Origin of the sequence: Fulvimarina fulva (assembly GCF_039652615.1) — a bacterium.
Taxonomy (GTDB): domain Bacteria; phylum Pseudomonadota; class Alphaproteobacteria; order Rhizobiales; family Rhizobiaceae; genus Fulvimarina.
Genome location: NZ_JBDJAC010000019.1, coordinates 1 through 13,846 on the forward strand (window position 1 = coordinate 1; position 13,846 = coordinate 13,846).

General features: G+C 63.7%; 12 protein-coding genes and 1 pseudogene. 5 read left to right on the forward strand and 8 right to left on the reverse strand.

What is annotated here, in order from left to right:
* Window positions 1-406: 406 nt before the first annotated feature.
* From repA to ABDX79_RS18310, 3 genes are all read left to right on the forward strand, one after another.
* On the forward strand, window positions 407-1,633 hold the full coding sequence (repA, locus tag ABDX79_RS18300) for a plasmid partitioning protein RepA (RefSeq protein WP_346221750.1): 1,227 nt from the start codon (window positions 407-409) through the stop codon (window positions 1,631-1,633).
* A gap of 249 nt (window positions 1,634-1,882) precedes the next feature.
* Window positions 1,883-3,076, forward strand: coding sequence for a plasmid partitioning protein RepB (repB, locus tag ABDX79_RS18305; protein ID WP_346221751.1), 1,194 nt, complete (start codon window positions 1,883-1,885; stop codon window positions 3,074-3,076).
* Window positions 3,077-3,224: 148 nt separating this feature from the next.
* Entirely contained in the window at window positions 3,225-4,184 is a 960-nt protein-coding gene (locus tag ABDX79_RS18310; protein ID WP_346221752.1) for a helix-turn-helix domain-containing protein, read from the forward strand.
* 88 nt (window positions 4,185-4,272) lie between these two features.
* On the opposite strand, the pseudogene ABDX79_RS18315 reads toward ABDX79_RS18310, so the two are convergent.
* From ABDX79_RS18315 to ABDX79_RS18330, 4 genes and pseudogenes are all read right to left on the reverse strand, one after another.
* Window positions 4,273-4,712: pseudogene (locus tag ABDX79_RS18315) on the reverse strand (IS6 family transposase); the annotation flags it as partial.
* Between the two features lie 475 nt (window positions 4,713-5,187).
* Window positions 5,188-6,243, reverse strand: a complete 1,056-nt coding sequence (locus ABDX79_RS18320) for a 2,3-butanediol dehydrogenase (protein WP_346221753.1) — start codon at window positions 6,241-6,243, stop codon at window positions 5,188-5,190.
* Window positions 6,244-6,453: 210 nt separating this feature from the next.
* Window positions 6,454-8,271, reverse strand: coding sequence for an NAD(P)/FAD-dependent oxidoreductase (locus ABDX79_RS18325; RefSeq protein WP_346221754.1), 1,818 nt, complete (start codon window positions 8,269-8,271; stop codon window positions 6,454-6,456).
* 136 nt (window positions 8,272-8,407) lie between these two features.
* Entirely contained in the window at window positions 8,408-10,186 is a 1,779-nt protein-coding gene (locus tag ABDX79_RS18330) for a sigma-54-dependent Fis family transcriptional regulator (protein WP_346221755.1), read from the reverse strand.
* A gap of 530 nt (window positions 10,187-10,716) precedes the next feature.
* Between ABDX79_RS18330 and ABDX79_RS18335 the strand changes: the two genes are divergently transcribed.
* Both ABDX79_RS18335 and ABDX79_RS18340 read left to right on the forward strand, forming a co-directional pair.
* Window positions 10,717-10,992, forward strand: a complete 276-nt coding sequence (locus ABDX79_RS18335) for an AbrB/MazE/SpoVT family DNA-binding domain-containing protein (protein WP_346221756.1) — start codon at window positions 10,717-10,719, stop codon at window positions 10,990-10,992.
* Window positions 10,992-11,378, forward strand: a complete 387-nt coding sequence (locus ABDX79_RS18340; protein ID WP_346221757.1) for a type II toxin-antitoxin system VapC family toxin — start codon at window positions 10,992-10,994, stop codon at window positions 11,376-11,378. The genes ABDX79_RS18335 and ABDX79_RS18340 overlap by 1 nt, the downstream gene beginning before the upstream one ends.
* Window positions 11,379-11,453: 75 nt before the next feature.
* On the opposite strand, the gene ABDX79_RS18345 is transcribed toward ABDX79_RS18340, so the two are convergent.
* The 4 genes from ABDX79_RS18345 to ABDX79_RS18360 form a co-directional block, all read right to left on the reverse strand.
* Complete coding sequence (locus tag ABDX79_RS18345) at window positions 11,454-11,723, reverse strand: hypothetical protein (protein WP_346221758.1); 270 nt, start codon at window positions 11,721-11,723, stop codon at window positions 11,454-11,456.
* Between the two features lie 120 nt (window positions 11,724-11,843).
* Complete coding sequence (locus ABDX79_RS18350; protein WP_346221759.1) at window positions 11,844-12,182, reverse strand: alpha/beta hydrolase fold domain-containing protein; 339 nt, start codon at window positions 12,180-12,182, stop codon at window positions 11,844-11,846.
* An 18-nt stretch (window positions 12,183-12,200) separates the two neighbouring features.
* On the reverse strand, window positions 12,201-12,911 hold the full coding sequence (locus tag ABDX79_RS18355; RefSeq protein WP_346221760.1) for a 2OG-Fe(II) oxygenase: 711 nt from the start codon (window positions 12,909-12,911) through the stop codon (window positions 12,201-12,203).
* The gene (locus tag ABDX79_RS18360; protein ID WP_346221761.1) at window positions 12,908-13,720 is read right to left on the reverse strand and encodes a methylated-DNA--[protein]-cysteine S-methyltransferase; all 813 of its coding nucleotides are present in this window, start codon (window positions 13,718-13,720) and stop codon (window positions 12,908-12,910) included. Before ABDX79_RS18360 ends, ABDX79_RS18355 begins: the two co-directional genes overlap by 4 nt.
* Between the last annotated feature and the right edge of the window lie 126 nt (window positions 13,721-13,846).

Below are 13,846 nucleotides of genomic sequence, written 5' to 3' on the forward strand. Positions count from 1 at the left end.
CCGTCCCGAGAATCCAGAAGGGCGAACTCTTCCGCTCATAAAAGAAACGGCTGGATTCTCGGGACGGAGCCCGAGAATGACGAAAGGCGGAATCAGTGCCACGCGGCCGCAACTGTATCACCGGTTGACAGCTGTCAATCGCAATGCCTGCGTTTCACACCCTGACGCTTGCAAAGCGGCCGTCTGCAGCATCCGGCCGTCAATAACGCGAAAACACCAGCCGCTTGACTCGACTCACTGGCTTCGCCATCGTCGCTTACGGATAACAAGCGTCGATCCATCTTCGAGGCGTAACAAAGGTGAGGAACCGCAATCGCGGTGGCGCGTCGTGACCGAAATTTCGGGTCCCGCCCTCGCTTGTGATATGCGGGCCAACCAAAAAGATGGACGACATGGCGGGCATGATATGAGCTTGGACGCGGTGGGAAAAGCCGACGAACAGATTGCGCGGGATGCGGAGTTGCTCTCCAGCCAGCTCTCGGCCATGCGCGAGCGGCTGTTTCCGCCGACCTCGCAGAAAGCCCTTCGCGCCTTCACCTCCGGCGAGGCGGCCAGGCTGATCGGCGTCTCCGATGGCTATCTGCGCCAGCTTTCCATTTCCGGCGACGGGCCCCAGCCCGAGACCCACGGCAATGGCCGGCGCTCCTATACGCTGGAGACGATCAACGCGCTGCGCCGCTATCTCGCCGACCAGCACGAGCCGGGCAGCGCGAAGGCGCGGCAATATCTAAGATGGCGCGACGAGAAAGCCGGCGAGCATCTTCAGGTCATCGCCGTCACCAATTTCAAGGGCGGTTCGGGCAAGACGACGACCTCGGCCCATCTTGCGCAATATCTCGCCCTTCAGGGCTACCGCACCCTTGCCATCGACCTCGATCCCCAGGCCTCGTTTTCGGCGCTGCTCGGCTATCAGCCGGAACTCGATCTCGAAGAGAACGAGACCCTTTACGCCGCGATCCGCTATGACGAGCGCCGCCGGCCCCTCCGCGAGATCGTGCGCCGGACCTATTTCGACGGTCTCGATCTGGTGCCCGGCAATCTGGAGCTTCAGGAGTTCGAGCATACGACGCCGCGCCAGCTTGCCGAAAAGGGCGGCGCGATGGATGTGGTGGACGACCTGCCTTTCTTTGCCCGTGTCGGTTCGGCGATCGACGAGGTGCGCGACGATTACGATGTGGTGGTGATCGACTGCCCGCCCCAGCTCGGCTTTCTCACCCTCGGTGCGCTTTGCGCCGCGACCTCGGTTCTCGTCACCGTGCATCCGCAGATGCTCGATGTCGCCTCCATGAGCCAGTTCCTGTTCATGACCTCGGACCTTCTCTCGGTGGTGCGCGAGGCCGGGGCCGAACTCAATTTCGACTTCCTGCGCTATCTCGTGACGCGCTACGAGCCCCATGACGGGCCGCAGGCACAGATCGCCGGCTTTCTCAGGGCCCAGTTCGGAGCGCGGGTTCTGACCAACGCCATGGTGAAATCCACCGCCATTTCCGATGCCGGGCTGACCAAGCAGACGCTATACGAGGTGGGCCGCGAAAACTTCTCGCGCGGCACCTATGACCGGGCGCTCGAAGCGTTGACAGCTGTCAACGCGGAGGTGGAAACCCTCTTGAAACAGGCCTGGGGGCGGACATGACGCGCCGGTTTCACACTGCCGCCCGCGTCTGGCGTGCCGCCGCGATCGGCGTTTCATCATTTCAGGGCACGGGTTCGGGCTCCGTGGCGAGACTCCGGTGTGGCATGACGCGCCAGGTGACAATCGCGCCAAACTTATCCCCGCCCTCCGCGCCTCTGGCAGACTGCGCGCCAAGGCCCGGTCGATGCGTTTTGCGCCGGGCGCAAACGGAAAGCTCGTGCCAGCCACAATCGGAAAGGAGGGGACTTCATGGTGAAACGTAAAGATGCGCTGCGGGCCCTTCTGTCCGGTGGCGGCGAGACAAGCAGCGACGGCGCGACCACAGACGAAAGGACGCCGAAAGCAACCTCCGGCGATGAGGTCGCGACGCCGTCCGGTTCCACCGAAGAGAGCGACAAGACCGGGAGCGAAACGCAAAAGCCCCTCGCCCGTCTGGGCGCCGGCGAGCATATGCGCTCGGGCGCGATCAACGCCATGCGCGAATCCTGGGGCGAACTGCGCCGCGAGGCGGAAGCCGCGAAAACCTTACGCGAAGAGATTGCCGGCGGCGGCCATGTGGTGCTGATCGATCCTGAGAAGATCCTGCCCTCGCCGATCTCCGACCGGCTGGCCCGCGCGGGCGATCCCGATGCGGGTTTCGACGCGCTGAAGGCTTCGATCGAGGCGAGCGGTCAGGCCGTGCCGGTTCTGCTGCGGCCCCATTCGGAGCCCGAAAAGGCCGCTCGGGGCTTCTTCGAAACGGCCTACGGCCATCGCCGGGTGAGGGCGGCGCGCGAGCTCGGCCTTCAGGTCCGCGCGATCGTCCGCCCGCTCACAGACGAGGAGCTGATCCTTTCCCAGGGGCGGGAAAACGCCGAGCGCCGGGATCTCAGCTTCATCGAGCGGGCGCTGTTCGCCCGGACGCTGGAGGAGCGCGGCTTTCCCCGCGAGACGATCCGCGCAGCGCTCTCCATCGACAACACCCAGCTGACGCGGCTTCTTCAGGTCGCGACCCGCGTGCCGGAGACGATCGTGCGGCGCATCGGCGCTGCGCCCAAGGCCGGACGGCCGCGCTGGGGCGAGCTTGGCGAGATGATCGCGAAACGGGGCGGCGGCGAGATCGCAAACGAATTCACGGCCCGCGAGAGCTTTACCAATATTGCCGATAGCGATGCCCGGTTCCGCGCGCTTTTGAAGCGCATGACGGCGTGGAGCGAGGGGCGCGGCGCAGGCGGCAAGAAGGCGGACACGAAAACGATCGCCGATCCGTCGGGAGAGGCGATCGCGACCATCAGGACCGGGGCAGGGGGCAAGCCCCAGATTGCGCTCACGGGCAGGGCGGCCGGGGAATTCTCCGCCTTTCTTGCCGAGCGCCTGCCGGACCTGTTCGAGGAATTCCGTGCTTCGTCCGCGATGGACGGGGCGAGCGGCGAGACGAAACCAGACGGGGAGGGCGCAGACTAGGGCAAAAGAAAAGGCCCCGAAGCGGGAGCCGCCTGGGACCTGATCTGAAGACGTTGAACACCTTCCGATTTAGGCCCTCTCGAATCACACGTCAATAGATTTCGCGGTTCCCCGCCACGGGTTTCGTTTGCCTCGCGCAAGGAAATTCATGACGGATCAGTTTGACCGCACGGCACTCGTGCGCCCGGCGTTCAGGCCCTCGCAAGGCTTTGAGCGAACGAACCCCTATGGGCAGTTGTCAGCGCCGACAGGGCCGCAAACAGACAGCCGCGAGCGGGCAATGGTGCGCGACCTTTTCGCTGGCATCGGCACCGATTTGGAAGCCGGGGAGGGCTGCGCGGCGTCCCCCGCATTACCCCATCCCGATTTCGAGGCGCGGACAAAAATCTGGCGCGATCAGGCGGCCGGGCTGATTTCCATGGCCGAGGCCCAGCGGCTCTCGGCGAAGATTGGTGCGCTGACCCTGAAGCCGAACCGCGCGATGGGACGCGTTGCCGGCGAAGTGCCCGGGAGGCCCCGCCCGCCGGTTGCCCGGCCGCGCTCGACGCGCCCCTCGCCCAATGACAGCCGCCAATATGCCAATCCCATGGCGACGACCGCCGCCCGAGACGATCGCCTGACGCCGCAGGCAAAGGCGCTCCTTCAGGTGATGCGCGCACGCGCCGGCAAGGGCTATGAGACGAGCGTGACCAAGGGCACGCTGGCGGCCGTCCTGTCGCGCTCCACGCGCTCGATCACGCGCTATCTGAGGGACCTGGAGCGCTACGGCTATATCGTGACCCGTATCAAGGCGGATCGGCGCGGCTTTCATCTGGGGCTGGTGGTGACCATCACGGAAAAGGTGCTTCCGTTCTTTACCGAAGCCAAGGGGCTCGCCCGCTGGCTCGGCGAAAGCGTTTTCACACGCGACTTCCTGCCATTCTCAACGGCCACGCCGGGCGAGGGGAGGGGGGCTTCAAGCGTGAAGGCTTTGACGAAAGGCGCCTCCATCAAAGTTCAAGGGGTGACACTTCTGTCATCCAGAAACCAATCTGATAAAGATTCATCTTTATGGGATTCAAATGGCCAAGAAGAAATTGGATGGGCAAGGCAAATCCGGCGCGAATGATCGCCTGAAAACCGTATCGCCCGTCAGCACAGAGGCTCAGACAGCGCGACTCTTCTCGCTGAAGGGGAGGGGTTTGCCGATTTACCAGCGGTGACAGAAGCGGCTCGTCTTTCAGCATCTTGCGGAAGAAGCGCCTGACCGCATCGGCATCGCGCTTTGCGGTGAGCAGGAAGTCGACAGCGTTCCCGTGCTTGTCGATGGCACGGTACAGATACCGCCATTGGCCGCGGATCTTCACATAGGTTTCGTCGATCCGGCCAATGTCGTGCATGGGCCGCAATGGGGCTTACGGAACCGGCGCAGCCGATTCTCGATCAGCGGTGCGTAGGCGAGAACCCAGCGGTTGATCGTCGAATGATCGACCGCAAAGCCGCGCTCGGCAAACATCTCCTCGAGATCCCGGTCGCTGAGCGGATAGCGCAGATACGAGGTCGCCGCCTGACCGATCAGCCAGGCCTCGAACTGCCGGCCTTTAAAGTCGTCCTTCAGCTGCCGCTTCAGCTTCTCGGCGATCGTGTTCAGGATCATGGCAAGGCTCTCCATCAGTGAGAGCGCGAAAATCAACGAACACGGTCACCAGAGCGTTGAGCCGAAATGTTTGCGACAGGGCCTTGCGCCGAGCCCAAAGGCCATCCGCGCGTCAGCGCCAGCGACGGATTGGACTACCCTCATTCCGGCCGCGCATGACGATCCGCCGCCTGGTCAGAATAAAGGATCATGTCCCTGAACATGGTGTCGCCGAGCGCTCACTCGCGCGCGGGTCGAGCGGAACAGCCGATGCCAATATCCTGCGCGAGATGATCGTCGAGATTGCCAGTCTGCCGCCGATCAGGCCCGGCCAAGAGAACCGCCGAGCCTGCATTCCAAAGCGAAGTGCAACACCCTTTGCCGATGTCGTCGGATCCTCGCGGCGCAGCCTCCCCGGCTTCTTGCTTCGATCCGCGCGCGCTGCTTTTGACGCGCGCGGCGGGTCGTCGGTATCAAACGCCTGTCTGCGAGTCGATCAGGCGGGCGCTTCGACGAGGATCTTGATCTGGGATTTCTCGTTCACCAGCGCCTCGAACCCCTCCGTGACGATCTGGTCGATGCCGATCCGCTTGGTCACCAGCCGGTCGGCCTGGAAATAGCCCTGACGCATGAGTTCGAGGACAGCGGGATAGACGTTGCGGTAGCCGATCGTGCCCCGGATTTCCTTTTCGCGCAGGACGATGGTGTTCGGGTGGAACGAGGCTTCCCCCTCCCAGATCGAGACGACCAGCGTCTGCCCGTCGAAGCGCGTCGCCTCGATCGCCTGGGGCAAGACCTTCGGCACCCCCGTCACCTCGAAGGCGACATGAACGCCGACGCCGCTCGCCTTGCGGATCTCTTCGACGACGTTTTCGCTCATCGGATCAATCACCCGCGTCGCGCCGAGTTCCATGGCCTTTTCGCGGCGGCTTTCGGAGGTCTCGACCACATAGATCTCGGAGGCGCCCGCGACCTTCAGCGCCTCGATTGTCAGAAGTCCGATCGGACCGGCGCCGAAGACCGCGGCCTTGTCGCCGGCCTTGATCTTCGAGCCGCGCACGGCGTGCAGCGCCACGGCCGCCGGCTCGACGAGGGCGCCCTGTTCGATCGACAGACCTTCCGGCATCTTGTGCGCCATCTGCGCCGGCACGACCGAATAGGCGGCAAAGCCGCCATGGCCGCCGGACAGGCCGACAAAGCCGAGATGCTCGCAAAGATTATAGTAGCCTTCCTTGCAGGGCGGGCACTCGCCACAGGAAAAGATCGGCTCGATCGCCACCCGGTCGCCGACGGCAAGACCCGTGACGCCGTCGCCGAGTTCCGTGATCTCGCCGCAATATTCATGGCCCATGACAATCGGGGCCTTGTCCTTGCTCAGCGGATGGTTTTCGCCGACCGGGATGAAGATCGGGCCGGCGAGGTATTCATGGAGATCGCTGCCGCAGATGCCGGTCCAGGCAACCTTGATCTTGACCTCGCCGGGACCGCAATCCGGCTCTGTGACCTCCTCGACACGAATGTCCTTGGCGGCATGCCAGCGTGCTGCCTTCATGGGGCTTCCTCCTGATTGAAATGGGTTTTGGGTTGGCGGCCGAACGGCCTCACGGCGAGGGCCGCGATCACGATCCGGCGCTCGGGCGTCAGGCTGACTGACGGCCCTGGTTCAAAAGGGGCCGGTCGCTGCCGGTCCCTTCCTGCCTTGAGGTGTTTTTCGAGGAAGAGGCGCTTCGCCTCTCACCTTCGATCGGACGAAAGGCCGAACTCAGCCGAGATGGTGGGGCTCCTGAAGGGCGTAGACGGGTGTGTCGAGCCCTTCCATGCGCGCCTTGAGCTGAAGCGCGAGATAGAGCGAGTAATGGCGCGATTGGTGGAGATTGCCGCCATGGAACCACAGCGCTTCCTGCTGGGTCGGCTTCCACATATTGCGCTGTTCGCCCTCCCAGGGACCGGGGTCCTTGGTCGTATCGGATCCAAGACCCCAGACCTTGCCGACCTTGTCGGCGACCTCCTGGCTGATCAGATCCGCCGCCCAGCCATTCATCGAGCCGTAGCCTGTCGCGAGAACGATCAGATCGGCCTCAAGCTTTGTGCCGTCCGCAAAGACGATCCCGTCTTCGACAAACCGGTCGACCTGACCCTTCGAGAGCTTCACCTTGCCGTCGATGATGAGCTGGGATGCGCCGACATCGATGTAATAGCCCGAGCCACGGCGCAGATATTTCATGAACAGGCCGGACTCGTCGTCGCCGAAATCGAGGTCGAAACCCGCATCCTCGAGCGCCTTGTAGAAACCGGCGTCGCGCTCGCGGATCTGATCGTAAAGCGGCTTCTGGAATTCGTGCATGATCCGGTAGGGGAGCGAGGCGAAGATCATGTCCGCCTTCTCGGTGGTCATGCCGCTCGCGACTGCCTGTTCGGAATAGAGCGCGCCGAGGCCGATCTCCATCAGGCTGTCGGACTTGACGATATGGGTCGAGGACCGCTGCACCATGGTCACATCGGCGTCGTTCTCCCACAAGGCGGCGCAGATGTCGTGGGCGGAGTTGTTGGAGCCGATGACGACGACCTTCTTGCCGGCCCATTCGTCGGGCCCGGAATGTTCGCTGGAATGCTGGATGGTGCCCTTGAAGTCTTCCATGCCGGGAAATTTCGGCCGGTTCGGCTTGCCGCTCATCCCCGTTGCGAGCACGAGCTGTTTCGGTTTCAGAGTCAGGGTCTCGCCATCGCGGTCGATTTCGACGGTCCATTCGCCTGCCGCCTCGTCATAGGTTGCGGACTTGACGGTGGTCTTCGTCCAGTAGTTCAGCTCCATGACCTTGGTGTACATTTCCAGCCAGTCGCCGATCTTGTCCTTCGGCGCGAAGACCGGCCAGTTGTCCGGGAACTTGATGTAGGGCAGGTGGTCGTACCACACCGGATCATGCAGGCAGAGCGACTTGTATCGGTTGCGCCACTGGTCGCCCGGCCGTTCGTGCTTGTCGACGACGAGGGCGGGCACGCCCAGTTGCCGCAGCCGCGCGCCGAGCGCGATGCCGCCCTGGCCGCCGCCGACGACGAGGACATAGGGCTGGGTCGTGACGCCGAGCTCGGCGGTTTCCGCCTCGCGCTCTTCCTTCCAGGAGGCGCGGTTCTTGCCGGCGCCGTGCTTGGCGCCCATCGGCCGTCTGAAGCCCTTGGCCTCCTCGAACCCCTTCAATTCCTGCAAGGCGGTGAGGAGCGTCCAGATCTTGCCGTCCTTGAGGCGCAACAGGCCCCAGCCGCGGCCAGCCTTCGTTTCGAAGGTGATCCAGGCCGTCGTGACCCCATCCTCTTCGCTCGGCTCCTCGCCCTCCTGCAAGGCGAAACGCAGGGGTTCGACCTTTGCGAGCTGCGATCCGAGCATGTCCCGGACGGCATCCGGCCCTTCCACGGTCTTGATGTTCCAAGTCACGGAAACGAGGTCGCGCCAGTAGCAATCCGTCAGGAACATCGCCGCGACGGCGTCGAGATCATGCGCGGCAAGCGCGCTGTTGAAGCGTTCGAGAACGTCCTCAACCTTTTGGGCAGCCTCGCTTGCCACATGTACAGCTTGATCGAGCATTCATTCCTCCCATTCATGCTTGATGGGCAGACGATAGGAATGGCCCTGCCGCTCGAACAAGAATCGCAGGTCGTTCGACGGCAAAAATCCGCGATCTCGGGCCGGCGCCGTTGCAGCGTGCAACGACGCGCAACATTCACGGGTCGATCGCAACGCCGTTCTTGCGACCCGGCGCAAGGCCCAGCCGTTCGGCCCGGCGCTTGACCGTCGAGCGGTCGACGCCGAGGCGCCGGGCGGCTTCCGCCATGTTCCAGCCGCAGGCGGCCAGAAGCGTGCCCAGTTCCTCCGCCGGTTCCGCCGCTCGTTCCATCGCCCGGTCGTCCGGGGACGGCAGGTCGATCTCGTCGATCACGGCGTCGTCGCTCAGGGCGACGGCGGTATCAAGCACATGTTCCAGCTCGCGCAGGTTTCCGGGCCAGGAGCGCGCCGCGAGGGCGGCGCGTGCGCCGACCGTCAACTGGCGAGATCCGGCCGCCCGGTAGCGCAACAAACGTTCGACCAGCCAGTCGAAGTCGCGGCGCTCGCGAAGCGGAGGGACTTCGAGGGTCATGCCCCGCAGGCGGTGGAAAAGGTCCGGCCGGATGACGCCGGTGAGAGGACCGCGTGCCGAGGCGATGGTGCGTATATGCGGATTGGCTCTCAGCTTTGCCGCGACGAGCGGCTGCATCGAAGCGGCGAGATCGTCGAGACCGCGCAGGAAGAGGCAGGTCGGCCTTGGATCACTCTCGAAGGCGGCTTCGAGGCTCGATTGATCGGCGCCCGCGCATTCGAAGGTCCGGAAAACCCCGTTCGGCATCGAGACCGCCTGGATCGCCCGGGCGAGCCGGCCCTTGCCGGTTCCGGTCTCGCCGACGAGGAGGATCGGGATGTCGGTCTGCGCGATTCGTTCGGCCTTGGCGATCAGCGCGTCCATCTTCGGATCGGGCCCCGCGAATTTGGCCAGCGGGCCAAAGCGCGCCGGCATCTGGATCGGAACGGGCGAGCGGGTCGCCGCGCTTTGCGGGGCGATGGCATGAACGAAGAGAGCGTCCCCATCCGGCAGCCTGACGATCCGCTCCTCGCGTGGCCGGTCCCGCATGCGGTCGGGCAGATCGTCGATGCCGATATCCGTCAGCATGTCCAGGTGCCTGCCTATCAGGGGTTGCGGATCGGGTCCGAGACGCAGCAGCGCTTCGGCCCCATGGGTGTGGCCGATGATCCGGCCGGAGCCGTCGAGCGCGATCGCCGCTTCGGGATCGACGTCGAGAAATTCGGGACAGCGGGAAAGACGCAGCACCCATTCGCGCCGGCTGACATCCATAAGATTGGCCAGTTCCACCCGCCGCGCCGCGGTCTCGACCAGGGACATGGCGAGGCGCTGGCTCGACTTGGCGATCGGCGAGCGCAGGAGCGAGATATCGAGCACCGCCGCGATCTTGCCCTGATGATCGTAGATCGGCGCGGCGGTACAGGACAGGGCTGTGTGCTCCATACCGAAATGGTCGTCCTGATGCACGGTGACCGCCTGGCCGGTGAAAAGGCAGGTCCCGACCGCGCAGGTTCCGGCCAGTTGCTCAGACCAGTCCGATCCGAGATAGAGGCCGGCTTCCCGCAGGGAGTCGCGCGCCTCGTCCGCGCCGAAATAATCGACACACACGCCCGCCGCGTTCGACAGAAGAAGAACATAGTTCTGGCCGGAGACCTGGCGGTAAAGGGCGCTCAAACCGGAGCGGGCGGTGGCGATCAACCGCTCGATCTGGTCGCGGTGCACCCGCAATTCGCTCTCGGTCACGATATGAGCCGGTTCCCGGCGCAGCGGGTCCATTCCATACTGGTTGACGCAGCGCGACCAGGACGCGGCAACCCAAGGATCGCGCCCGCTCTCTCCGCCCTTCAGAACCTGTTCGATCTCATCGATATGACTGTGATCCGACATCGCTCGATCTCCTCCCCGAAATCGAGACGAAACCCTAGCATGATCTGTTGGCGACGTAAGAATCCGTGCGCTCAATCGCCGCTTGATGCGCCATGCGTTCTCAGCGGCCCTCAGGCTTACGGGCGATCAGGCCTCGACCTGACGCCAGCCTCGTCCCGCCACGCCGGCATCAAGGGCCACGGGAAAAAGCAGCCGATGTCACCTATCCTTCCGGTCACCGAACGTTGCGCCATGGATGCCGTCCGCGCTTTTGCGTCAAAACCGGCGCGGCCCGTCCCGCCAGCCGCAGAACCATTGGACCATGGCCCAGCGCTGACGACGATGATCAACGAAGTTGTATAGAAAACGTCATCTCTACAAATGAGCATGCGCTTAACGCATGACGCCCATTTTATGAACATTCATACCCTTATATGCGCTAAACCGGTCACTAACGCACATACACATTCGTGATTATGAAACTTCTCAAGTTGTGGCGATATCCATTATATGCCATTTTCTCTTTGTGTAACTTTTCGGATTAACCCACGATGAGCAAATCGGTCGATCTTCGAGTTGGGGCCAATGGGCGGATGGTGCTGCCAAAGGCGCTACGCCAAGCTATGGGATTGTCCGGAGATACGAAAGTGATCGCGACCGTCGAAGGTGACGAACTTCGTCTGACGCCGATCCAGCACGGGGCATTGCGAGCGCAGGAGCTTTATAAGCGTTATGCCAAGTCGGAGCGGACGGTCGACGACTTCCTCGCTGAACGGCGAACCGAAGCCGATGCCGACGAAACGGTCAATACGACGAAGAACAGCTGATGGCAGTCGTCGTTCTCGATGCATCGGCCATCCTCGCTTTCATTCGAAATGAGAAGGGTGCCGATCGGGTTCTGCCTCACATTGGCAATGGGGTGATCTCTGCAGTGAACCTGCAGGAGGTGGTCAAGGAACTGGCGCTGGTCGGGATGACCGGCGAAGAAATCCACGAAATTCTCGATGACCTTCGCCTCGATGTTCGCGGTCACGACGAGGCTGCGGCTTACGCATCGGGCATGCTCGCCACGAAAACGCGGCAGTACGGGCGAGGTCTTGGCGATCGCAGTTGCATGGCGCTCGGCCTCAGCCTGGGCGTGACCGTCCTGACTGCAGACCGGGAATGGAAGAAGGTGAAGATCAACGGGCTCAAATTCGAACATATCCGCTGAGAAGCGTTCGCCTAGCTCCGGTTTTCGTGGAGCAGTCTTGTGGGCAGCCGGGTTCGGCAACAAGGCTCGGTCACGCTACTTGGCTGTCTTCCGGTTGCCCTGATCCGAAGTGCAGGCGACGGGGCGCGTGGCCGGACCGCGTTTCTCAGGCGGGACTTTGCAATTGTCGACCCGTTGCTCATCGGTCCATTTTGCGGCCAGCCTTTCCTTGCCCGTTCGCGTCGGTCCGGAGGTTTCCGCAACTGGCGCGGTGGCGACATTCCCGGTCTGCGCGATCTCCTGTGCCACGACTGGCACGACGAGGCCCACCGACACGAGGGCCACTTGAATAGCTCTTTGATACATCGGAAGTTCCTTCTGTATTGACTTGGCGGCGGCACGTTCTTCGAGAGCGGCTCGATCAGGACACGGCCATGGTTCCTGCGTCCGCAAGGTCCTGATAGCTACGGACCGATCGCAGCCCGCTCACCGCGACCGCCAGCAGCGACGCGGAGTAGAACAGCGCCACCAGGACCATCCCGGCGAGGCATCGAGTACCCTGCATCGCGCCCAGCGATGGACGTCGAGGATCGCGTTCACGGGAACGACCTCACGCAATTGCCGCCCGCCTTTGCGGGTCAGTGCCATCGCCGCTTCCACCACCGCCAGCGTGTCGACCAATGCCCCCGGAAAACGAGTCTCGGGCGCAAGCCGGTAGTGAAAGGTGATCACCCGGACGCCGAGGGTCGCCGCAATGTCCGAGGCGATCCCGACGGCGACCGACAGCTCTCTGGCGATGAAACCGCCACCATGGATATAAACCACCGCCGGCGCACGGACCGGTCAGCTTTGCGCGTCGTGAAAGATGATTCCGACCGCGTGCCGCTGGCCGCTGTGCAGTGCGCTCACCCCGTGCCTCATCCGCGCGCGATAGTAGCCGCGCGCACTTTTCACCGGGCGGAAATTGGTGGTGAAGACAACCATGTCGCCGAGGCCCGGCGACAGCACCGACGCCTTGGACTGCGCGCGCGGCAGTTGTTCGGTCATCACGAACTCGCCGCCCTCGAAATCTGTCCCGGGTCGGTTCAGCGTGATGACGGCCTGCAGCGGGAAGAACACTTCGCCGTAAAGGTCTTGATGGAGAGTGTTGTAGCCGCCCGGACCGTAGCGCAGGATCAGCGGTGTCGGCTTGGTTTGGCCATTGGCGTGACAATGCGCCTTTAGCTCCGCCAGGCAGGCGGGCATTTTCGGGTCTATGCCAAGCTTGTCGAACCAAGAGTTCACGATCGGCACCAGATACGGATAAAGCCCGTTGCGGAGTGACTCGACGAGGCTCGGCAGAGGATAGTCCCAGTAGCGGTATTCCCCCTCGCCGAAGCGGTAGCGTGCCATCGGCACAGTCTTGCGAAAGGCGCCCTCCTCGCCGTATCCGGCGATCAGCTGATCGCATTCTTCAGGCGACAGCACCCCGCGCAGGAGGGCGTGACCGCGCGCGTCAAGGTCGCCCGCGGCGATGTCCCAGTCAAAAGCGGCAAAGCGGTCCGGGTCGGTCATGCTCGGGCATCTTTCGGTCCGTGGTGCCGGCGCGCGCCTTCCCAGGCGATCACCGCGCGCTTGCGATCGGGCCCCCACATGAAGCCGCCGATCCGGCCAGTTTTCTGGATCACTCGGTGACAGGGGATAAGGAACGCCACCGGGTTGGCGCCGATGGCGGCGCCGACTGCGCGCGATGCTTCGGGTCGACCGATCTCGGCCGCGACTTGGGCGTATGTCGCGAGCGCACCCATGGGAATTTTCAGCAGCGCTCGCCAGACCGACCGCTGGAACGGCGTTCCGGCGAGATCGAGCCGAAAGGGCGGGTCGCCAGCGCCGAGTTCGCAAACGGCGGCGGCGACCCGCCGGTGCTCCGGCTGGTCGTCGAACCGGAGCTCGTACCCGGTATACCGCGCACGAAGATCGGCGAGGCTCGCCTCGGGGTCGTCGGCGAATGCGGCGAAGCAGATTCCGTGCCGGGTTGAGGCAACCAGCACCGGGCCGAACAGTGTGTCGTGAAGACTATGCGCGATGTCAGCCGTCGGCGAGATCGCCGTATCGCGGATCAAAACACCGAGATCGTTCCGGCCCGCCGCCGCCGCCGCTGCGGCCTGGGTCAGCGACATGCGGGATGGGATCAGCGCGCGGCGCGGATAGTCGGCCGCGGCGTAGATGGCCAGCTCCGACAGGTCGACGTGCCCCCAGGCGCGTAACTGCGCCGCCATCGGGGAATCCGAGGCGAGGACTGGATCGATGGCGGCGGTCGCGTGCTCGCAGTCCGCTATGTGATGGGTATTCATCGCTGTCTTCTCCGCGGGTGTGTCGGACATTCAGTTCGCAGTATGGAAGCCGTCCTCCTGCGAGGTCGACCCGATTTCCGGACAAAGGTGTCATGGCCTTACGTATCGGCAGCTGGTTTCGTGCTCAGCGGCGTCGGACCGGCCAGGGCCACCAGG